The sequence below is a fragment of the Niveispirillum sp. FG156 genome, assembly GCF_057809555.1.
In genome coordinates, this window is sequence record NZ_JBMDKE010000017.1 from 24,713 (window position 1) to 41,357 (window position 16,645).

At 63.7% G+C, this 16,645-nt stretch carries 29 protein-coding genes; 17 read left to right on the forward strand and 12 right to left on the reverse strand.

The features are described from left to right. Positions 1-2: 2 nt before the first annotated feature. From ACODSP_RS12410 to ACODSP_RS12445, 8 genes are all read right to left on the reverse strand, one after another. The gene (locus tag ACODSP_RS12410; protein ID WP_488965887.1) at positions 3-479 is read right to left on the reverse strand and encodes a hypothetical protein; all 477 of its coding nucleotides are present in this window, start codon (positions 477-479) and stop codon (positions 3-5) included. A gap of 6 nt (positions 480-485) precedes the next feature. Beyond that, a complete protein-coding gene (locus tag ACODSP_RS12415) occupies positions 486-1,067 on the reverse strand; it encodes an HD domain-containing protein (protein ID WP_488965888.1) in 582 nt (193 codons plus the stop codon). Positions 1,068-1,170: 103 nt separating this feature from the next. Beyond that, positions 1,171-1,401: a hypothetical protein gene (locus ACODSP_RS12420; RefSeq protein WP_488965889.1), complete on the reverse strand. Its 231-nt coding sequence runs from the start codon at positions 1,399-1,401 to the stop codon at positions 1,171-1,173. A gap of 105 nt (positions 1,402-1,506) precedes the next feature. After that, positions 1,507-2,601, reverse strand: a complete 1,095-nt coding sequence (locus tag ACODSP_RS12425) for a DUF2303 family protein (RefSeq protein ID WP_488965890.1) — start codon at positions 2,599-2,601, stop codon at positions 1,507-1,509. A 31-nt stretch (positions 2,602-2,632) separates the two neighbouring features. After that, positions 2,633-2,989 (reverse strand): hypothetical protein, encoded by a 357-nt coding sequence (locus ACODSP_RS12430; RefSeq protein WP_488965891.1) that lies wholly within the window; start codon positions 2,987-2,989, stop codon positions 2,633-2,635. A 24-nt stretch (positions 2,990-3,013) separates the two neighbouring features. Beyond that, complete coding sequence (locus ACODSP_RS12435) at positions 3,014-3,346, reverse strand: hypothetical protein (RefSeq protein WP_488965892.1); 333 nt, start codon at positions 3,344-3,346, stop codon at positions 3,014-3,016. Position 3,347: 1 nt separating this feature from the next. After that, entirely contained in the window at positions 3,348-3,647 is a 300-nt protein-coding gene (locus ACODSP_RS12440; protein WP_488965893.1) for an acyl carrier protein, read from the reverse strand. Further along, on the reverse strand, positions 3,647-3,973 hold the full coding sequence (locus ACODSP_RS12445) for a hypothetical protein (protein ID WP_488965894.1): 327 nt from the start codon (positions 3,971-3,973) through the stop codon (positions 3,647-3,649). Before ACODSP_RS12445 ends, ACODSP_RS12440 begins: the two co-directional genes overlap by 1 nt. Before the next feature lie 226 nt (positions 3,974-4,199). Here ACODSP_RS12445 and ACODSP_RS12450 point away from each other — a divergent pair, with 226 nt between their 5' ends. Beyond that, a complete protein-coding gene (locus ACODSP_RS12450) occupies positions 4,200-4,541 on the forward strand; it encodes a hypothetical protein (RefSeq protein ID WP_488965895.1) in 342 nt (113 codons plus the stop codon). Here the strand turns inward: ACODSP_RS12450 and ACODSP_RS12455 are convergent. Together ACODSP_RS12455 and ACODSP_RS12460 are read right to left on the reverse strand one after the other, a co-directional pair. After that, complete coding sequence (locus ACODSP_RS12455; protein ID WP_488965896.1) at positions 4,498-5,115, reverse strand: hypothetical protein; 618 nt, start codon at positions 5,113-5,115, stop codon at positions 4,498-4,500. The genes ACODSP_RS12450 and ACODSP_RS12455 overlap by 44 nt on opposite strands. Positions 5,116-5,133: 18 nt before the next feature. After that, on the reverse strand, positions 5,134-5,742 hold the full coding sequence (locus ACODSP_RS12460) for a LexA family transcriptional regulator (RefSeq protein ID WP_488965897.1): 609 nt from the start codon (positions 5,740-5,742) through the stop codon (positions 5,134-5,136). A 60-nt stretch (positions 5,743-5,802) separates the two neighbouring features. On the opposite strand from ACODSP_RS12460, the gene ACODSP_RS12465 reads away from it, so the two are divergent. Next, positions 5,803-6,072 carry a helix-turn-helix domain-containing protein gene (locus tag ACODSP_RS12465; protein WP_488965898.1) on the forward strand — a complete coding sequence of 90 codons (270 nt, stop codon included), beginning with the start codon at positions 5,803-5,805 and terminating at the stop codon, positions 6,070-6,072. A 166-nt stretch (positions 6,073-6,238) separates the two neighbouring features. Here the strand turns inward: ACODSP_RS12465 and ACODSP_RS12470 are convergent, their stop codons facing one another. Both ACODSP_RS12470 and ACODSP_RS12475 read right to left on the reverse strand, forming a co-directional pair. Beyond that, a complete protein-coding gene (locus tag ACODSP_RS12470; protein ID WP_488965899.1) occupies positions 6,239-6,484 on the reverse strand; it encodes a hypothetical protein in 246 nt (81 codons plus the stop codon). A 66-nt stretch (positions 6,485-6,550) separates the two neighbouring features. Then, positions 6,551-6,697 (reverse strand): hypothetical protein, encoded by a 147-nt coding sequence (locus ACODSP_RS12475; RefSeq protein ID WP_488965900.1) that lies wholly within the window; start codon positions 6,695-6,697, stop codon positions 6,551-6,553. Between the two features lie 62 nt (positions 6,698-6,759). Here ACODSP_RS12475 and ACODSP_RS12480 point away from each other — a divergent pair, with 62 nt between their 5' ends. The 15 genes from ACODSP_RS12480 to ACODSP_RS12550 all read left to right on the forward strand — a co-directional run bounded on the left by ACODSP_RS12480 (position 6,760) and on the right by ACODSP_RS12550 (position 16,636). Continuing rightward, on the forward strand, positions 6,760-7,242 hold the full coding sequence (locus ACODSP_RS12480; RefSeq protein WP_488965901.1) for a hypothetical protein: 483 nt from the start codon (positions 6,760-6,762) through the stop codon (positions 7,240-7,242). After that, positions 7,239-7,991, forward strand: a complete 753-nt coding sequence (locus ACODSP_RS12485) for an SAM-dependent DNA methyltransferase (protein ID WP_488965902.1) — start codon at positions 7,239-7,241, stop codon at positions 7,989-7,991. Before ACODSP_RS12480 ends, ACODSP_RS12485 begins: the two co-directional genes overlap by 4 nt. Beyond that, the gene (locus ACODSP_RS12490) at positions 7,978-8,280 is read left to right on the forward strand and encodes a hypothetical protein (RefSeq protein ID WP_488965903.1); all 303 of its coding nucleotides are present in this window, start codon (positions 7,978-7,980) and stop codon (positions 8,278-8,280) included. Before ACODSP_RS12485 ends, ACODSP_RS12490 begins: the two co-directional genes overlap by 14 nt. Next, complete coding sequence (locus ACODSP_RS12495) at positions 8,280-8,618, forward strand: CHC2 zinc finger domain-containing protein (RefSeq protein WP_488965904.1); 339 nt, start codon at positions 8,280-8,282, stop codon at positions 8,616-8,618. Before ACODSP_RS12490 ends, ACODSP_RS12495 begins: the two co-directional genes overlap by 1 nt. Before the next feature lie 7 nt (positions 8,619-8,625). Then, entirely contained in the window at positions 8,626-8,943 is a 318-nt protein-coding gene (locus tag ACODSP_RS12500; protein WP_488965905.1) for a hypothetical protein, read from the forward strand. Next, entirely contained in the window at positions 8,940-9,257 is a 318-nt protein-coding gene (locus ACODSP_RS12505) for a hypothetical protein (protein ID WP_488965906.1), read from the forward strand. Before ACODSP_RS12500 ends, ACODSP_RS12505 begins: the two co-directional genes overlap by 4 nt. Before the next feature lie 213 nt (positions 9,258-9,470). Next, entirely contained in the window at positions 9,471-10,013 is a 543-nt protein-coding gene (locus ACODSP_RS12510; protein WP_488965907.1) for a hypothetical protein, read from the forward strand. Beyond that, on the forward strand, positions 10,010-10,213 hold the full coding sequence (locus ACODSP_RS12515) for a hypothetical protein (protein ID WP_488965908.1): 204 nt from the start codon (positions 10,010-10,012) through the stop codon (positions 10,211-10,213). The genes ACODSP_RS12510 and ACODSP_RS12515 overlap by 4 nt, the downstream gene beginning before the upstream one ends. Next, a complete protein-coding gene (locus ACODSP_RS12520; protein ID WP_488965909.1) occupies positions 10,213-11,154 on the forward strand; it encodes a hypothetical protein in 942 nt (313 codons plus the stop codon). Before ACODSP_RS12515 ends, ACODSP_RS12520 begins: the two co-directional genes overlap by 1 nt. A 72-nt stretch (positions 11,155-11,226) precedes the next feature. Next, a complete protein-coding gene (locus tag ACODSP_RS12525) occupies positions 11,227-11,811 on the forward strand; it encodes a hypothetical protein (protein WP_488965910.1) in 585 nt (194 codons plus the stop codon). A 112-nt stretch (positions 11,812-11,923) separates the two neighbouring features. Continuing rightward, positions 11,924-12,235, forward strand: coding sequence for an HNH endonuclease signature motif containing protein (locus tag ACODSP_RS12530; protein WP_488965911.1), 312 nt, complete (start codon positions 11,924-11,926; stop codon positions 12,233-12,235). Between the two features lie 192 nt (positions 12,236-12,427). Next, entirely contained in the window at positions 12,428-12,952 is a 525-nt protein-coding gene (locus ACODSP_RS12535) for a P27 family phage terminase small subunit (protein WP_488965912.1), read from the forward strand. Continuing rightward, complete coding sequence (locus tag ACODSP_RS12540) at positions 12,952-14,685, forward strand: terminase large subunit (RefSeq protein WP_488965913.1); 1,734 nt, start codon at positions 12,952-12,954, stop codon at positions 14,683-14,685. Before ACODSP_RS12535 ends, ACODSP_RS12540 begins: the two co-directional genes overlap by 1 nt. Beyond that, positions 14,685-15,956, forward strand: a complete 1,272-nt coding sequence (locus ACODSP_RS12545) for a phage portal protein (RefSeq protein WP_488965914.1) — start codon at positions 14,685-14,687, stop codon at positions 15,954-15,956. Before ACODSP_RS12540 ends, ACODSP_RS12545 begins: the two co-directional genes overlap by 1 nt. A 5-nt stretch (positions 15,957-15,961) precedes the next feature. Then, positions 15,962-16,636, forward strand: a complete 675-nt coding sequence (locus tag ACODSP_RS12550) for an HK97 family phage prohead protease (protein ID WP_488965915.1) — start codon at positions 15,962-15,964, stop codon at positions 16,634-16,636. The last annotated feature ends 9 nt before the right edge of the window (positions 16,637-16,645 follow it).

Sequence of the window (16,645 nt, forward strand, 5' to 3'; positions counted from 1 at the left end):
GTTCAGCCCTCCGGATATGTGGGGATCATGGACAAAGCAACGGACTTACCCAGTTCGGTAAGATAAAAAAACGCGCCGGCAAAGCCTGGGGTCTCGCCATAGGCCTTTTCTCCATGCGGACCGCTAAACAGCCCGAATTCCCAGGCGAGACGGAGCAAACGGCGATTGCTTGGATGGGTGCAGAAATGGTTGCGCCAGCCGTGTTTATCGCCTTCCACGCCAAAGCTGTGGGTGATGATGCCCAGGTCCTTCTGGTCCAAATCGGACAACAGGCGGTGCGGGGCCGGTAGGTGGATATCTGCGGCAGGCAAGCGGTGGACCCGCATATACTCGAAAGCGGTGTTGGCGTCGTATTCGGCATCCAGCATGCGGACCAAAGCTTGTCCCTTCGCCTTCTGACGTGTCGGCGCGTATAGGATATCTGTTCCAGACCAGAGTCCAGGGCAGCTAAAGCCCCATGCTTTGCGGATGCGGGTCATTTTTTATCACTCCGCGGCGTCAGTGTAGGTGGCGGCATCGGTCAGGCGCTGCCACTGGGTCAGGAATTGATCCTCTGCCTTGGCCCAGGGCAGGGGGCGGATGGGATGGGGGGAGGGGGCGTGGGGCAGGCGCGCGGGCGGGATGTCCATCAGGTCGCGCATCTCCGTCGACAGGGCGCGCATATCCATCGCCTTGATCAGGGCAGCATCTTGGCCAGACAGTGGCCATGGCATGTCCAGCGCCTTATGGATGGCGGCATCCCAGGCGGCCTCCAGCCGGCCCAAGGCATCAATGCCCGTCAGGTGGCGCAGGGCCGCCTTGACTGGGCTGGTGATGTCGCCCAAGAACGCCTCATGCGCGTCATGCAACAGGCCGTGGCGGCGCAGGCGGGCGGGCAGCAGGGTGGATACCAGCACCGAATGCTGCGCCACGCTGTAGGGGATTGGCGTGCGCCCGTTGAAGCGGGCGATGCGGGACAGGGTGGCGGCAATGAAACGGATATCGATGACCGCCGGATCGGGGGCCATGATGTCCACCGCCCGCGCGTCGTCCAGGAAGATGATGGTGGGGCCGATGGCGTGGGTCACCGCACCACCCCCGTTTCCACGGCGGCGGCCAGAAACACCAGGGCCAGGACAGTTGCCAGACCATAGACGGCGACAACACGGCGCAGGCGGGGCGGGCGGTTCGTCATTGCGGGCGCTCCGTTTCCTTAGGCGTGGGGAAAAGCACGTCCAGATCGATGGGTTCCGACCCGGTGGCGACGTAGCAGGCCTGAAACTCCGCCATCGTTGCCTGACCACGCATGACCAGCAGCAGGTTGTTGGCCGTCTCATGCAGGGCGTAGGCGGAGCCGCCATCGCCCTGCTGCCGCAGCGATTCCGCGCCCTTCCGGATCAGGTTGATGACGTTGTATTTCATGGCCGTTTTCTGCGTTGGAAAGGCTGCGGGGAAAGGGCGGCGGGACGCGAGCGCCCCGCCGTCAAGGTGCCGCCGGCGGCTCTCTGTTGCCGGCGGTGGGAGGGATCAGGCGTTGCTGGCGAAGGGGTTGCCGTTGATCAGCACCAGGGAAGTATCAAGGGCCACGTCCTGCGCGGCCTTGGTGATGGCGTCCTTCACCATGCGGCGATGATCGACCAGTTCGACGGACCATTTCACGCCGCTGCCGACGCGGCGGTAATAGAGGCGCACGGGCATCAGGTGCGTTTCTTCGCCGTCAAAGATCGGAATATCGATCAGGAACAGTTCGGGCACCTTGATGGGCTTGCCCTTTACGGCGGCCTGATTGTCCTCGCTGATCTCCAGATAGCGGGCGCCGTCCTGCACGCGGATCTGCTGCTTGGCGGTGCTGATGCTGGTGACGGACATTTCCTGCGACAGGGTCAGCAGCTGCAACTGAGTGCCGAAACGCTTGGCCCTCAGCTTGTCCAGTCGCGTGCGGTATCCGGTGGGCAGTTCTTCGGCCTCCCGGTTCGGGTCCAGTTCTTCCCACGGGATCGGGCGGCCCTGACCATCCGTGGGGCGGTGATCATCGCGTAGATTCAGCAGGGCGCAGATACGCTCCACCTCGTCCTGCGGTACCAGCATCCAATCCACCGGCGGGTTGCTGATGTGGTTCTCATTCTTCTGTAACAGCCACGCAAACTCCTCTGCATTCATCAGCCCGGCATCCTCTGCCGCCAGCCAGGCCTTCATTTCGTCCGACAGGGGGAAATTATAGGTGGCGGTGTGCTGGCGGTGGGCGGGGGTGGGCGGTCGGGTTTCGGTGATGGCGCCGTCGGTGATGTCGGCGGCGGGCGTGTGGTAATCCACCACCAGCTTCAGCCAGGGTTTCGCCGGGTCGGCGTTGAAAAACAGGGCGCTGTCGCTGGTCTTGAAACGGTTGGCATACTCAGTCATCGCCGCCGTGCTGCCCAGCAGGGCGCTTTCCATCAGGCGGCGCGGGCGGGGCAGATACTTGTCCAGCGTGGCGCCCACATCGTGGAGGGTGCGACCCTGAGGCAGGACCAGCAGGGTGGTGGCCCCGGCGGCATCCGCTACGACGGGGACCAGTTCATTGGCCCCGTGATGCTGGTGGAGGAGATTGATCAGGGCTGTGATGTCGCCCGATGTCTGTTGCATGGGAAGTTTCCTTCTGGGTGGGTGATAGAGGTCAGCCGGCAGAGGTGACGCCGCCGCGGTTCATGTCCCGCCCGCCGAACATTTCGCGCTGGCGGGGGTTCTGGGTGGTGAGCTGGTTATCTTCGGTAACGAAGAATTCCGACTTGGCCGGCGGCCTCTTCGGCAGTTTCAGTTCGTGGCTGACCGCCACCGTCACGCCCTTGGCGTGGGTTTCCAGGTCCAGCGTGATGGTCAGCTTGGCCTTGGCCTTCTCCCCGTCCTGATGACGGGTGGACATTTCGTCCATGGCCTTTCCCAGATCCTCGTTGATGTGGGCCAGTTCATCGCCATCATCATGGATTTCCAGAAGGCGGTGAACGGAGCGGACCAGATAGGCGGGATCGCTCATGTCGGGATTCCTCTTTTCGCCGCATCAGGCGGCGGTGGGTGGTGTGGGTTCCGGTCCGTCCGGCGGGATTGCCGACAGCGGGCGGTGGTTGAAGGCCCAGCTGATGCCGGGCGGTACGTCGCGTGACGCGCGGGGCGGGCCGGTGGCCGTGCTGCCCTCCGGGCAGGCGGACAGGCTGTGCAGGGTGCTGACGGCGCAGCGGCGCAGGGTGGGCGGGCCGGGCAGGGTGGCGACGGCGGCCACCATGTCGGTGCAGGCGCGATAGCCCTCGCCATCGCCGCGCGCCAACAGACGCCGGGCGGCATGGGCATTGGCCCAGAGGGTGAAGGCGCGGGTCTGTAGCGGGGTGGGGGCCATGTCAGAGGGCCTTCACGGCTTCGGCCCGCGCCTTTACCTTGGCCTGCTCCACCGCCATGCGGCGGTCCACCAGTTCGGCGGCCTGGGCCAGGGTCATGTCGGCGGCGTTTTCCCAGTCATCGTCCGGGATTTCGACCTGGAATTCCTCCTCCAGCGCCATGGCCAGTTCGACCATGTCGAGGCTGTCCAGGTGGAAATCCTCGACCAGTTTCAGGCTGGGGTCGGGCTTGGCTTCGGGCTTGCCCAGAAGATCGAGGATCAGCGGGTTGGCGCAGATGCGGTCCAGCGTGGTGTCGGCCATCACGCGGCCTCCGTCACGTCGATGCCGGAAGCGGCCAGATCGGCCAGGGCCTGACGTTTGGCGGCGGGGCCGTGGCGGGTGATGGCGGCAGCATCGAAACCGGCCAGATGCAGGTCGGCCTCCGTCGCGGTGCCGTTGCTGCGGTAGGCATCGGCCAGCACCTGGGCCATGGCGGGCACCACGAAGCCGGGTTTCAGGCTGGTGATGCGCACGACGGCGCGGAAGGTCGCGGGCCGGGTCGGGATATCGCGGCGGGCGGTGCGGCGCAGATGGCGCGGGATCGGCCCGTCAAAGGCGGCCTCCAGGGCCTGCAAATTCTGATGCATGTGGAAATCCCCTGTTCAGCGCCCTGGGGGTGGGGCCGGCGCGTATGGCTGTACGCGCCGGCCCCCGGTCGGGCGGTGACCGATCACCAGCGCTCTGATAGCCTTCAACGGCACAGCGGTGGTGATGGGGGGAGGTTCGCGATATTTCGCGTTCACGTCAAGAGGAAAATTCGCGTATTATCGCGAAGCCGGCTAACTAAGCCGTAACCCCAGACAGGAGAACAGTATGTCCGTGCGGATTGTTGCAGAAGGTGTGGGTGTGGAAATCCAGGATGTGGATAGCGGGCAGGTGTTGCCGTGGCCCAAGCTGGCGCGTGAACTGCGCGTTGTGATGGTGTCCGGTGCGCCGGCGCGGATCGAACTGGATGCGTATACGGATATCGTTTTGAAGGGCGATATCGAGGTGGCGATGAAGATCATCTGTCCGCGCACCTTCCGTATGCGGGTAGTTCGTTCAGTCGTGTTCGAGGATGGAGAAGTGTTTGACTACACGGTCCCTGGCGGTCCCATCGCCAAAAATGGTTTCAGGCTGTCAGCGTCGTCAGCAGTGCCTTTGCCTGATCAATGATCTTGGTGACCGGCAGGTTATTCATCAGTGACAGAATCGGGCCAATGGTACGAAGTGTGTCAAGTATTGTGCCTTTGTTGCCCGATTTCTGGGCCGTCTCCAGGGCCTGTGCCTGTCCGGTAATGACGGGTGCCTGGTGGGCCGGGGCCTGCCTTGCCAGGTCATGCAACGCGGATATCAGGGCCAGGATGGCGGCGTCCTGGCCCGTTCCATAGTGCGCAGTTTGCGTGCTACGGCTGCCTGCCTGCTGAATGATACCGTGAACGGTGCCGTAGACATTGACAGTGTTGGTCGTGGGTACCGGTGGCGGTGGTTGCCACGCCACGCGCGGCGCAATGTCGGAAGCCCTCGTAAGTCCGCTGCCCGATATGGATATCGTCTCAGACGGCGACCCAGTTCCGTGATAGCCCAGACTGAGCATTGCCCTGACCGCTTCGGCCAATTGCGCCTCAGTCAGTCGTAAGTCACGCATCAGGTCCGATGCATGGACCGAGTATCCGGGCTGTGTGGCGCCAAATTCAGCGATATAGACCAGGATGCGGTCAACGAGATGTCGGATGTCATCCTGGCGCATGCTGTGGGTTCCTTGTTCTCAGGCTGCGGGGCGCTTGACCTGTCGCCGGTTCTTGTCATGGAAAAGCACCGGGGCGGCCCATTCGACGCGCTGGTCCATGCGGGGTGGTGCGTTGATGGATTCCAGCGTCAGCACATCTGCGCGCGACCCAGGCTTTACCCGTTTGATCAGAGTCGGGCCGCCCACAACACGAACGATGCAGTCCTGATAGAGGCAGATATCGCGGTCAAAGGGCACGTCGCGGCGATAAATCAGGATGTCGCCCGGCCAATAGTCAGGAAACATACTATCGCCTTCCACCTCTACGGCGACTGCATCGGATGGGCACCCTGCCGGCATGTCGATTTCGTCATAAGGCCCGTCGCCAAACGGGAACACCTCTGATCCGGCCCCAACCTTGCCGACCAGTGGAATGCCGCCGGGCAAAAAGTCAGCAATCTTTTTTCCCACCGACGATGCCAGTTTCTCAAGCTGGGAAATCGTTATGCTCTTGGCGCGGCCCTTCAGGAAGTCGCGCAAGCCACCCTCGCTGACGCCTGACTGTATTGCCCAGGCGTTGACGGACAGGGTGGGGTTTGCGGCCAATTCCCGCTTGAGGCTGGCCCGAATGATGTCGGTGGCGTTCATATAGAACATATACCGCCACTCGCGTTATTCTGCGAATGCGTTAAATCGCGAATAAAGGTCTTGACGGCTTCGCGATATTTCGCGCATCCTGCCGCCATGCTGATCGACCAATCCATAGCGCGGGTCCGCGCATACCGGCAGGCCAAGGGATGGAGCGTCCTGCGGCTGGCCAAAGAGGCTGGGCTTGGGGAAAGCACCATCCGGCGGCTGGACAGCCCCGACTGGTGCCCGACCGCCGGCACCCTTCGCCAATTGGAAGCCGTCATCCCGGCGGATTTCACGCCGGTCGATCCGGTCGATCCGGTCGAACAGCCCGCAGACGCGGCATAGGAGGTAATCATGCTTATCCGATACTGGATCGGGCGGTTTCTGAATTGGTTGACGCTGCCGGCGCGCATGGAGCTGGCCCGAATTCTTCCGGGTGATCCGGATGCAGATGGGCGAAGCGACGATGCAGAAAACTGCATTCGTTTTGTAGAGGCGCGCCGGCACCGGGTCAGGGAAGCCGGATGAGTGTGTCTCGATTGAGGATGCGGTCCAGTGCCGACTTTGCGGCTTCTTTTGCCGCATCTGATGTCAGAGCGGGGACCGGGATTTCGTCGAGCTTCAGCTTGAGGCTGGTTGCCATTCCCTCCACCGCATTTGGCCATGCCGACGCTGAGTGACTTGGGGCTGCCAGTCGAATGGCAAGGGATGTCGCCATTTCCAGTGCCGCTAGTCGGCCTTCGAGTTCGGGTGTCATGGGGTTGCTCCATCGGTTGGGTGGTACCTCCGACGGTAGCAGGGGCGGCGATGGCGGCATAGTTCGTCATCGCCGTTCCCCCTGGTTTTCGCGGTCCAGGCGCAGCAGCAGTTGCGCCAGATCGCGGGTCGCGGGTGCGGCGCTGTTGGCCAGGGCCTGGGCCTGTTTCAGCAGGGTGGCCGGGTCGGGCGGTTGGGGGGTGGATCTGTCCATGCCTTCCCGTATAGCGCGCATTTCCCCCTGTTTCTTGTGATATCCAGAGTGGAATTCATCGCATGACCAAGGCACGCCATCCGTTATCGCTTGAACAGGGCCTGCATGAGGTTCTGGGCCTGCTGGGCACGCATGAGGCCAGCGCCGTGACGGGCAAGAGCGCCACGATCCTGCGCAACTGGGCCGATCCCGACAATGATGCCTATCGCCTGCCCATGGAGGCGGCGATGCAGCTGGACCGGGCCTGTATCCTGGCCGGGCATGACCGCGCGCCGTTGATGATGGTCTATCAGGCCATCATCGGGCGGGCACAGGCCGAACGGCATCGCCCGGCGGAACTGGCCCTGCGGCTGGTCGAGCTGGCGCAGCGGTTTGGCGAGGTGGCGGGCGAAATGCGGGCTGCCGTGTCAGTGCATGGCGATGGCGGGGCCGCCGTCACCGACCGCGAACTGGCGTCGGCGCTGGCCGATGTGGAGGCCATGAAGGCCGCCCTGGATGATCTGCAACGCGACCTGATCGCCGCGAATGGGCGGGGTGTGGGATGACGCAGAACGTCTCCACCGCCGTGATGCAGCGCCGGATCGAGGCGCCCGACAGTCTGGATTACTTCCCCACGCCGCCCTGGGGCACGCGCGCCCTGTTGGAGCGGGCGGACCCCCATGTTTTCGCGGGGCTGGATCAGTTGACCGTGTGGGAACCGGCCTGTGGTGAGGGGTGGATGGTGCGGCCCCTGGCGGAGCGGTTTGGGCGGGCGGTGGGCACCGACTGCCATGATTACGGGTCCGGGTTCGAGGTGCATGACTTCCTGATGCCGTACCTGCCGCCCGATCTGCAGGATGGGGCGGTGCATTGGGTGATCACCAACCCGCCCTTCAACGCCGCAGAACAGTTCGCGCGCCGCGCGCTGGAGATTGCCAGCGATGGGGTGGCGCTGCTGGTGCGGTCGGCCTGGCTGGAGGGGATCGGGCGATATGAGCGGCTGTTCCAGCCGCATCCGCCCACCCTGATCTGTCAGTTCGCCGAACGGCTGCCCATGGTGCGCGGACGGGTCGATCAAGAGGCGGCCAGTGCCACGGCCTATACCTGGATTGTCTGGCAGAAGGGGTGGAAGGGGGAGCCGATCTTCACCTGGATCCCGCCCTGCCGCCGGCAGTTGGAGCGCGCCACGGATTACCCGGCTGCGCCTGCCGCCGGATGTGACCCGGCTGCCCTTACATGGGACCCAGGGGGCGGGGGTACGATGTCCCTGTTTACAGATCACGCCAATGGGAGCGACGGAAATGACCGGGCTTGAGCAAATTCGCGGGTTCATGATCGCGCATAATGACGTTGCCGGCCTGCCGCTGGTGGATGTGGTGATCGTCCTGGCGGCACAGATGGGGGATGGCATGGCCCTGGCCGGGCTGATCGATCTGGCCGTCAATGCGGCGGCGATGTCGGGAGATGTCGCCCAGCAGGATCAGGTGATGGCGGCGATGGCCGTTGGCAGCCAGAACCTGCTGGGTGCGCGCCTTGCGCAGCGGCACGGCGGGCAATGCACGCTGGTGCCAAGCTGGACGGCAGATGCCGTCGGGAGGGCGTGATGGCCGCCCGATACGATGCCGACACCATTCGCCGGGTCAAGCTGGCGGCGCCGCTGGTCGATATTGTCGGGCGGCATGTCAAGCTGTCGCCAGAGGGAGACATCCGGCGCGGGCGCTGTCCCCTGCATATGGATATGCAGGGGCGGTTCCGGCTGGACCTGAAACAGCGGTCCTGGGAATGCGCGGGGTGTGAGGATCACGGGGACGTGCTGGATTTTGTTCAGCGCTATGACCGGGTGGATTTCATGCGGGCCGTGGCCATCGTGGCGGATGCCGGCGGGGTTGTGCTGCCGACGCTGCCCGGTATGGCGGCGCGGCCCGCTGGCCGGCTGCTGTGAGGGTGCCATGGGATGGGTCGCCCGCCGCCCCCGCGTGACGCGCCGTGCCACCGGTTCCAGGGTGGAGCCGGTGGCCGATGTGATGGTTGCCGCCTGTCAGTTTGTGGCCCTGCCGCACAACCGGGTGCGGGCGGACGATCTGCGCCGGGCGCTGGCGCGGGTGGAGCTTGGTTTATCGCCCAAGCTTGATCTGGTGATCGAGCGGGCGGCGGTGGCCCTGGATGGGCCCGACAATGCCGGTGCGCTGCGCAGCCTTCTGGTTGCGGCGCGGGATCTGGATGGGGTGCGGATTGCGCCCGGACAATCACGATGGTGGGACCAATGAAAACAGACCCGCTTACGCCGGATGAATTCGCCAAGTTTCGCGCTTTTGTCAGTGGACTTGGCAGAAAGCGTCTTTCCATTGATTTGGAGATGGGGGAAGCGCTGATCGCGCTATGCGATGAGATGCGGGCAGAAATTGTCCAGCATGAGGCCAATTTAGTGGCGGCGCAGGTTCGAGTTCTTATCCGCGTGGTAGAGGATATTGAGGCATCGGCCCGACTGCCGGTAGGTGGTGGTTACGCGGCGGGCAAGCGAGTAGCGGCTCGTCTATGTCGAGAAATCGCCGCTCAGGTCCAGCGGGAAGGTGCCGTATGAACGCCAACCCAGCGCCCGTTAGAGACCCGGTCTGTCAGGGTGGCACGATGCCCTATCTGCAATGGCACGCCATGGCCGAAAGATTGATCCGCAAGGGTGTGCGGCAACGGCTATGCGAGACGTGCGGCCTGTGGCGGTTCCCGCAAGAGCGGTGCGAGCGGTTCAAGCCCGCATCGCGGCGTTTGCTGGCAGAGATGAGAAAGCAGGTGCGACATGAACCGCGATGAACGACGCCTGCGGGCGGGATTGGCGGCCAATGTGGGGTGGCGGTCGGGGCTGGAGCTGGCTGTGCCGCCGCGCCTGTTCTACACCATTGTGGCCAGCTTCCTGGGCCATGGGCTGGCGGGGCCGGCGGAGCGGGACCTGTTCGATGCGGCGGCACCGGCCCTGCGCGATGCCGTCCATGGGGCGCTGGGTCCCCGGTTTAACGATGCCGGCAATGGCGGGTGGACGCCGCTGACCCTGCTGGGGGCTGTCAATGTGCATCTGCTGCTGCCGTTTGAAAGGCTGGGCCGGGCCACGGTGATCAGCGCCGTCACCCATTTCGTCACGCAGCTGGACCGCGATGACATTGTCGTGCTGCCCGAGTCCGGGCCGATCCGCGATGCCCTGGAACAGGTGGTTGGGGTGCTGAATGAATATCCCGACATTGCCGAGGGCGTGGACCATAGCGGGCGCAAGAACGCCCGGCGGTTGATGACGGCCTGCCAGGGCCTGGGCCTTTATGTGGCCAAGGCAGGGAGGGTGGCGGCATGAGCGGCCCGCGCAACCATTATTGCGAAGCGGCGGGATGCGACGCCTGGGGCAGCTTCGGCTTTCCCATCGCCAAGGGGATGGCACCCGTCTGGTATTGCGGGGCGCACCGCCAGCTGGGGATCGACCGCACGGCCAAGCCCGTGCTGGAGCCGGGGCCGGAACCTGTTCCGGTGACGCCAAAGCAGGGGAGCCTGCTTTGATGGCCGGGTTGGCGCGGGGTGATCCGGGTGAGCCGGCCAATGGAGTTGGCGTTGAACATGTGATCTGGGCTGCCTCTGCCGGGTTGACGCCGGGTGATGTGCTGACCGGGTTCAAGCTGCCGTTCCCGCTTAACGCGGGTGCGGATTGGGATTTCGTGCGCCGGTCGCTGGCCTGCCGCTGGCGGCGGCTGTCGGGCGCGAACGGGGAGTGGGACACCATGGGGAAGCCCGCCAATAAGAACCCCAGCACCGTCTGGTTCTGGGATGATCATGAGAATGATCCTGCGCTGCGGCTGGTGTCGCTGGCGGCACAGGGGCTGTGGATGCGCATGCAGTGCGTGGCCGCTCGGGCCAAGCCTGCCGGGTACATCGTGTTGGGACTGGAGCCGTGCACTGTTGATGATCTGCCGGGGCGTCTCGCGCCGCTGGTCGGTGTTGACAAGGAGACGGTGATGGATCTGATCCGGGAACTGCGGGAGGCGGGGGTTTTTAGCGTCACACGAAGCCGCATCGCCTATTCACGGCGCATGTTGAGGGCGGGAAACCTGTCGGAAGTGCGGGCCAAGGCGGGCCGGAACGGGGCCGCCGTAACCAACGGGCGGAAAAGGGATAATTCCGCTTTGCCGCAGCAAAATGACGGCAAGGAAGGCGGCAAGGGCGCGGCAAGTGGTACGCGTCTTCAATCTTCATTCTTCAATACCCCCTTAAATAGTCCCTTGGGACAGGAAGGGGAAAAAGGGCCGGAGACGCCCGCCGTCATTGCCGGTGTGACGGTCGAGGAATTGCGGGTGAAGGCCGCCGTGCTGATCCGGGGTGCGCCGGGGTCGGAGACGACGGCGCGGGGGCTTGGCGATGCGCTGATCCGGGAGATGGTGCGCCATGGTCTGCTGCCGCCCGAGGTGGCGCAGCGGTACGGGGTGAAGGTGCCCAAGGCGGCATAGGGCGGGCCATGGGTGAGCGGGTTATGGCTCGGCAGGCAGGTGCGGCGGGGCCGTTGTGAGAGGGAGGAAGCGATGCAGGACGTGACCATGGTCTGGCTATTGGACTGGGCCTATCGCGTGCAGTGCGTGCTGGAGGCGTCGGATCTGGGTTTGACCCAGGCAGAGCGGTTTGAGCGGGGCTTGGCCGGGCCTGCCTGTCCGCTGGGTGCGGGGCCGCGTGTGGATGGTGGGGCGCAGGGCGGGGCTGCGCGGTGCCATGGCGATGCGGAGGCGGTGCATGGGGCGGTGTGGACCAAGACGGCAGGCTTGGCGCGGTCGCTGGTGCTGCACCATGCCAGGACGGGCGGGGTTCCGGATTGGGTGCCTGGGGCCGAGGTGCGGCGGGTGGTGGTGCGCAAGGCCAATGGACGGCCTGAGATGGTGCGGGATGCGCATGGCAATGCCAAGGGGGTGAAGATGCGCGATGCCGTGTTTGTCGGGGTGGAGGATACGGGCCTGTGCCCCGATGGGCTGGCGCTGGCCCGCGATAGCTGGGCCTTGTGGGCGGCGGCGGTGCAGCGGCTGGCGCTGCATGACTGGCGTCTGTCGGAGTATCGGGTGGTGGGTTCTGGGGTGGTTCTGCGGCCCTGGGAAGGGGCCTCGCATCAAGCCGCTTGACAAAGTACGAGAAAAACTTGACCTTGTGCCCTGCGCGTAGTCCGCCCGCATTTGGTGGACAGGAAAGGCCCACGGCTCTGCCGGTGGGCCTTTTGCTTTTCCGGGGCTGGTGATGGGGTTGAAAACCGTGGGGCCAAGGCTGCATGCGGCGGGGCCGCGTGTGCGCGTGCCGCCCAAGGTGGTCGATCCCCACTACCAGTCCGATGATCACAAGGCATGGCGGGCGGCGGTGATCCGCCGGGCTGCTGGGGGCTGTCAGGGGCCGGGATGCGGCAAGACGGGCGTGCGTCTGTTCGCTGACCACATCCGTGAGCTGGCGGACGGCGGTGCGCCCTTCGACATCGCCAACGGGCAGGCGCTATGCGGCACCTGTCACACGATCAAGACGGCGCGGGCGCGGAAGGTACGGCAGCAGGGCTGCTGACCTGCCTAGCCCCGCGCAGGGCGCATGAATGCACCCCCGAACCCCTGCCATCGCGCAGGGGGGTAGGGGGGTGTCAATCCCTGGGCGGCGGAGGGGGCCTGACCGCACAGGGTGTCATGTGTGGAAAATTTTCTGGGTGGGCCAGAGAATTTTTTATTTTTCAGTGGGTTGGAGGAAGGCAGCGAGGCTGGAATGACAAGGTCAAAGAGGGCGTCGGCGGTTCTGCCGGCCAATCTGGATGGCAAGGTCAGTCCGCCGGCGGCTTTTACCGACCTGGAAAAGCGGGTTTGGCGTGAAGAGTTGGACAGCCTTCGGGCGCTGGGTTTTGTCGAGCCGGCGGACCTTGGCCTGTTCACTCTGTACTGCCAGGTCAAGGCGCGTCGCGACCGGCTGAAAGAAAAGCTGGGCGATGAGCTGACCTACACAACGGGAACCGGGTTTGAACGGTTAAAGGAGGAAGCAAAGGTCATGTTCCAGGCGGAAAAGCAGATGGCATCGTTGCAGAAGCAATTGGGCTTCGGCGCGGGCGCCCGTCTGCCCGCGCAGATCCGCCATCATAGCCGCCAGCGCGAGTTCGATTTCGTTGCCGCCCCGGTCGCAACAAAGGCGGAAGCGCCCGCCGGAAAGAAAGCCCAAGCCCAAGAGGCCGCGCATTCCGCCGGCCAGGGTACGGGCTGGGGAGCTGATCTGGCTTTCCGTGGGGCTATGGTCCAGTAATGTCGACGCCCTTCGGTTCCGCTGCCTTGAAATTTGCCGACGTTGATCCGGCATGGTCCACGGCGGTGCCTGACTGGGAACAGCGCATTTTGAACCAGCAGCCGCTGGTGCCCGAACTGCCGCTGTTCAAGGGTGAGGCGGATTACGCCGTGCGTGTCTTCAACCGGCTGCGCATTCCCGACTTGGCGGGCCGCCCGACCTTTGCGGAGGTTGGAGGCGAATGGTTTTTGGATATCGTCCGCGTGCTGTTTGGCAGTTATGACGCGGCGAACGACAATCGTCGCATCCAGGAAGTGTTCCTGCTGGTGCCGAAGAAGAATAGCAAGACGACGAACGGCGCCGGGATCATGGTGACCTGGCTGATCGTCAACCCGGTCCATAATGCAGAGGGGCTGTTGATCGCCCCCACAAAGACCATCGCGGAGCTGGCATTCACCCAGGCCAAGAACATGATCCGGGCGGATGCGGAGCTGGTGAAGCTGTTCCACATTCAGGACCATCTGCGGAAGATCACCCACAAGGTGTCCAACGCTGTTCTGCAAGTAAAGGCGGCGGACACCGACGCTATCACCGGGTCCAAGGCCCACGTCACGCTGATTGATGAGGTGCATGTGTTCGCCAGCCATCCGCGGGCAGCCGATGTCTTCCTGGAACTGCGCGGTGCCTTGACTGCGCGTCCCGGCGGCTTCCTGATGATGATCACCACACAGTCCAAGAAAGCGCCCGCCGGCGTGTTTAAGTCCGAGCTGGAGCGCGCCCGCGCTGTGCGTGATGGCAAGCTGAACCTGCCCTTGCTGGCCGTGCTGTACGAACTGCCCAAGGCCATGCAACAGCCGGCCAATACCAATACTCCGCCGGTCTGGCGCAATCCCGATACCTTCGCCTTGGTCAATCCCAACATGGGTCGCAGCGCCCGGCCGGAATTCCTGTTGCAGCAAATGCAGACGGCGGAACGAGAGGGGGTTGAGGCCCTGGCTCTGTTCGCCAGCCAGTATCTGAATGTCGAAATCGGTGTTGGCTTAAACACCGATGGCTGGTCTGGTGCCAAGTTCTGGGTGCAGCAGGCGCGGCCCTTGACCCTGGAGGACATGATTGACCGGTGTGAGGTGATCACGGTTGGCGGGGATGGTGGCGGCCTGGATGACTTGCTGGGCTTTGCGGCTGTCGGGCGGGAGCGGGACACCAAGAAATGGTTAGGTTGGGCCCATGCGCTGATTGGGCCACAGGGGTTTAAGCTGCGGGTGGAGAACCAGTCCACCTATCAAGACTTCATGACAGAGGGCACGCTGACCCTGGTGGAGGGCCTGCCCCATGACCTGGAATGGTTCCGCGATCATGTCGCCATGATCAAGGATGCTGGGCTGCTGGCCCAGGTCGGGCTGGACCCTGCCGGCATTGGCGGAATTGTCGATGCGCTGGCTGATATCGATGTGACCCAGGAAAACGGGCTGCTGACCGGTGTAGCCCAGGGCATCCGCCTCATGGCGGCGGCCAAGACGCTGGAACGCAAGCTGGTCGATGGCAGTTTCGAGCATGACGGGTCGAAGCTTATGGCCTGGTGTGTGGGCAATGCCCGCACCCGCCAGACCAGCACGGCGGTGATGATCGAGCGCAGCGCCAGCGGGTACGGAAAGATTGATCCGTTCATGGCCATGTTGAATGCCGCGCATCTAATGAGCGGCAATCCCACCGCAAAGACGGGCCGTTCCTTCTGGGATGTGGAGGCTGCGTGATGGGGTTTATCCGCAGCTATGTACAGCCGGTCGTTGATGCGCTGTGGCGCACCGGATCGGAGCGAAAGAACGATACACTGAAGATATGGCGCGAGCTTTATGGCGGGCGTGAAGCGATCAGCGGCATGCTGGTCAATGCCAATACCGCCCTGGAGGTGGCAACGGTGTTTGCCTGCGCGCGGGTCAAGGCCAACGGCATTGCCCAGGTGCCGTTGAAGCTGATGCGGGAGGGCGCGGGCGCGGGTGGCATGTCGTCGCGCCTGCCAGCCCGCGACAATGGCCTGTACAATTTGCTGCATCGCCGCCCCAACGATTGGCAGACCAGCTTTGAGTTCCGCCATACGGTTGAAATGCATCGGCAGGTGCTGGGCAATGCCTTCGTGTTTATCAACCGCGCTGGTGACGGGCGCATTCTGGAGCTGATCCAGTTGCAGCCGGGTCGCGTCGAGGTGAAACAGGAAAATGACTGGCGTCTGCGCTATTTTGTGACCGGTCTGGACGGCACCAAGAAGGAATTCCCGCCATCCGCCATCTGGCATCTGCGCGGTCCCAGTTGGGACGGTGTGATGGGTTTGGAGGTGGTGCGCAAGGCCAGGGAGGCTATTGGTCTGGCCATGGCAACCGAACAGGCCCACGCCCGATTGCATCGCAATGGCGTACAGACCAGCGGTCTTTATTCGGTTGATGGCCCGTTGGACAAGGACAGCCATGAGCGGCTGAAGACCTATGTCGAACAGCAGCATGCCGGTGTCGTGAACAGTTTTAAACCGTTTATCCTGGATCGTGGGGCCAAATGGACCCCGCTGGCCATGACCGGTGTAGACTCACAACACCTGGAAACGCGCAAGCATCAGATCGAGGAAATCTGCCGGTTCTTTAACATCTTCCCGCAGATGATCGGATACACCGACAAGACGGCAACGCACGCCAGCGCCGAACAGTTCTTCGGGGCGCATGTGGTGCATTGCCTGGGCCCGGAATTTGAGGCCTGGGAACAGTCGATGGATTGCAACCTGCTGTCAGATGGGGAACGGCAGCAGGGGCTTTACACGAAGTTCAGTGTCGCTGGCCTGCTGCGCGGCAGCACAAAGGACCGGGGCGATTTCTACACCAAACTTTACAGTATCGGCGCCCTGAACCCGAACGAGATCCGGGAACTGGAGGATCGCAATCCCTATGAGGGCGGCGACCAGTACCGTGTGCCCCTGAACATGGTTGATCCGGCGGCAGAAGCCACCGGCGACAACAACACCGATTCCCAGAAGGTCTGACGAACATGGATCGCGCTTCATTCAGCCTGCGGGATATCAAGCTCGCCGGTGACGCCACCGACATGGTCTTTTCAGGCTATGGCGCTGTCTTCAACAACATGGACAGCTATGGGGACATGATCGTTCCTGGCGCCTTCGCGGCGACGCTGGCAGAGGCGAAATCGACCGGTAACTGGCCGGCGATGCTGATGCAGCATGGCGGCTGGGGTATGGGCGCCGATGACATGACGCCGGTCGGGATCTGGACCGAGATGGCGGAGGATGGTATCGGCCTCAAGATGACAGGCAAGCTGGCCGACACGCCGCGAGGACGTGAGGCCTATGCCCTGTTGAAGATGGACCCACGTCCGGCAATCACCGGCCTGTCCATCGGCTATGTCGCCAAGACATTTGAGGCCCGCACCAAGCCGGAGGAACCGCGCCGGAAGCTGACCAAGATCGACCTTTATGAGGTCAGTCTTGTCACGTTCCCGGCCAACCCGAAGGCCCGGATCGAGGGCGTGAAATCGGCGGGCGGTATGACCGTCCGCGATGCGGAATCAGCCCTGCGGGATGCCGGGTTCAGCCGCACCGAAGCCAAGGCCATCGTTGCCCACGGCTTCAAAAGCATTGGCCAGCGGGATGCTGGCGATAACCCGACAGACGCATTGAAGCGCCTGGTCGCAACCCTCTCCCGCTGATGGAGCGCA

Excerpts from the sequence above, each read along its gene's own strand:
- ACODSP_RS12410 (WP_488965887.1), bottom strand. The coding sequence starts at position 479 with ATGACCCGCATCCGCAAAGCATGGGGCTTTAGCTGCCCTGGACTCTGG.
- ACODSP_RS12420 (WP_488965889.1), bottom strand. The coding sequence starts at position 1,401 with ATGAAATACAACGTCATCAACCTGATCCGGAAGGGCGCGGAATCGCTG.
- ACODSP_RS12425 (WP_488965890.1), bottom strand. The coding sequence starts at position 2,601 with ATGCAACAGACATCGGGCGACATCACAGCCCTGATCAATCTCCTCCAC.
- ACODSP_RS12430 (WP_488965891.1), bottom strand. The coding sequence starts at position 2,989 with ATGAGCGATCCCGCCTATCTGGTCCGCTCCGTTCACCGCCTTCTGGAA.
- ACODSP_RS12435 (WP_488965892.1), bottom strand. The coding sequence starts at position 3,346 with ATGGCCCCCACCCCGCTACAGACCCGCGCCTTCACCCTCTGGGCCAAT.
- ACODSP_RS12440 (WP_488965893.1), bottom strand. The coding sequence starts at position 3,647 with ATGGCCGACACCACGCTGGACCGCATCTGCGCCAACCCGCTGATCCTC.
- ACODSP_RS12445 (WP_488965894.1), bottom strand. The coding sequence starts at position 3,973 with ATGCATCAGAATTTGCAGGCCCTGGAGGCCGCCTTTGACGGGCCGATC.
- ACODSP_RS12450 (WP_488965895.1), top strand. The coding sequence starts at position 4,200 with ATGTCCGTGCGGATTGTTGCAGAAGGTGTGGGTGTGGAAATCCAGGAT.
- ACODSP_RS12455 (WP_488965896.1), bottom strand. The coding sequence starts at position 5,115 with ATGCGCCAGGATGACATCCGACATCTCGTTGACCGCATCCTGGTCTAT.
- ACODSP_RS12460 (WP_488965897.1), bottom strand. The coding sequence starts at position 5,742 with ATGAACGCCACCGACATCATTCGGGCCAGCCTCAAGCGGGAATTGGCC.
- ACODSP_RS12470 (WP_488965899.1), bottom strand. The coding sequence starts at position 6,484 with ATGACACCCGAACTCGAAGGCCGACTAGCGGCACTGGAAATGGCGACA.
- ACODSP_RS12475 (WP_488965900.1), bottom strand. The coding sequence starts at position 6,697 with ATGGACAGATCCACCCCCCAACCGCCCGACCCGGCCACCCTGCTGAAA.
- ACODSP_RS12480 (WP_488965901.1), top strand. The coding sequence starts at position 6,760 with ATGACCAAGGCACGCCATCCGTTATCGCTTGAACAGGGCCTGCATGAG.
- ACODSP_RS12485 (WP_488965902.1), top strand. The coding sequence starts at position 7,239 with ATGACGCAGAACGTCTCCACCGCCGTGATGCAGCGCCGGATCGAGGCG.
- ACODSP_RS12490 (WP_488965903.1), top strand. The coding sequence starts at position 7,978 with ATGACCGGGCTTGAGCAAATTCGCGGGTTCATGATCGCGCATAATGAC.
- ACODSP_RS12495 (WP_488965904.1), top strand. The coding sequence starts at position 8,280 with ATGGCCGCCCGATACGATGCCGACACCATTCGCCGGGTCAAGCTGGCG.
- ACODSP_RS12500 (WP_488965905.1), top strand. The coding sequence starts at position 8,626 with ATGGGATGGGTCGCCCGCCGCCCCCGCGTGACGCGCCGTGCCACCGGT.
- ACODSP_RS12505 (WP_488965906.1), top strand. The coding sequence starts at position 8,940 with ATGAAAACAGACCCGCTTACGCCGGATGAATTCGCCAAGTTTCGCGCT.
- ACODSP_RS12510 (WP_488965907.1), top strand. The coding sequence starts at position 9,471 with ATGAACCGCGATGAACGACGCCTGCGGGCGGGATTGGCGGCCAATGTG.
- ACODSP_RS12515 (WP_488965908.1), top strand. The coding sequence starts at position 10,010 with ATGAGCGGCCCGCGCAACCATTATTGCGAAGCGGCGGGATGCGACGCC.
- ACODSP_RS12520 (WP_488965909.1), top strand. The coding sequence starts at position 10,213 with ATGGCCGGGTTGGCGCGGGGTGATCCGGGTGAGCCGGCCAATGGAGTT.
- ACODSP_RS12525 (WP_488965910.1), top strand. The coding sequence starts at position 11,227 with ATGCAGGACGTGACCATGGTCTGGCTATTGGACTGGGCCTATCGCGTG.
- ACODSP_RS12530 (WP_488965911.1), top strand. The coding sequence starts at position 11,924 with ATGGGGTTGAAAACCGTGGGGCCAAGGCTGCATGCGGCGGGGCCGCGT.
- ACODSP_RS12535 (WP_488965912.1), top strand. The coding sequence starts at position 12,428 with ATGACAAGGTCAAAGAGGGCGTCGGCGGTTCTGCCGGCCAATCTGGAT.
- ACODSP_RS12540 (WP_488965913.1), top strand. The coding sequence starts at position 12,952 with ATGTCGACGCCCTTCGGTTCCGCTGCCTTGAAATTTGCCGACGTTGAT.
- ACODSP_RS12545 (WP_488965914.1), top strand. The coding sequence starts at position 14,685 with ATGGGGTTTATCCGCAGCTATGTACAGCCGGTCGTTGATGCGCTGTGG.
- ACODSP_RS12550 (WP_488965915.1), top strand. The coding sequence starts at position 15,962 with ATGGATCGCGCTTCATTCAGCCTGCGGGATATCAAGCTCGCCGGTGAC.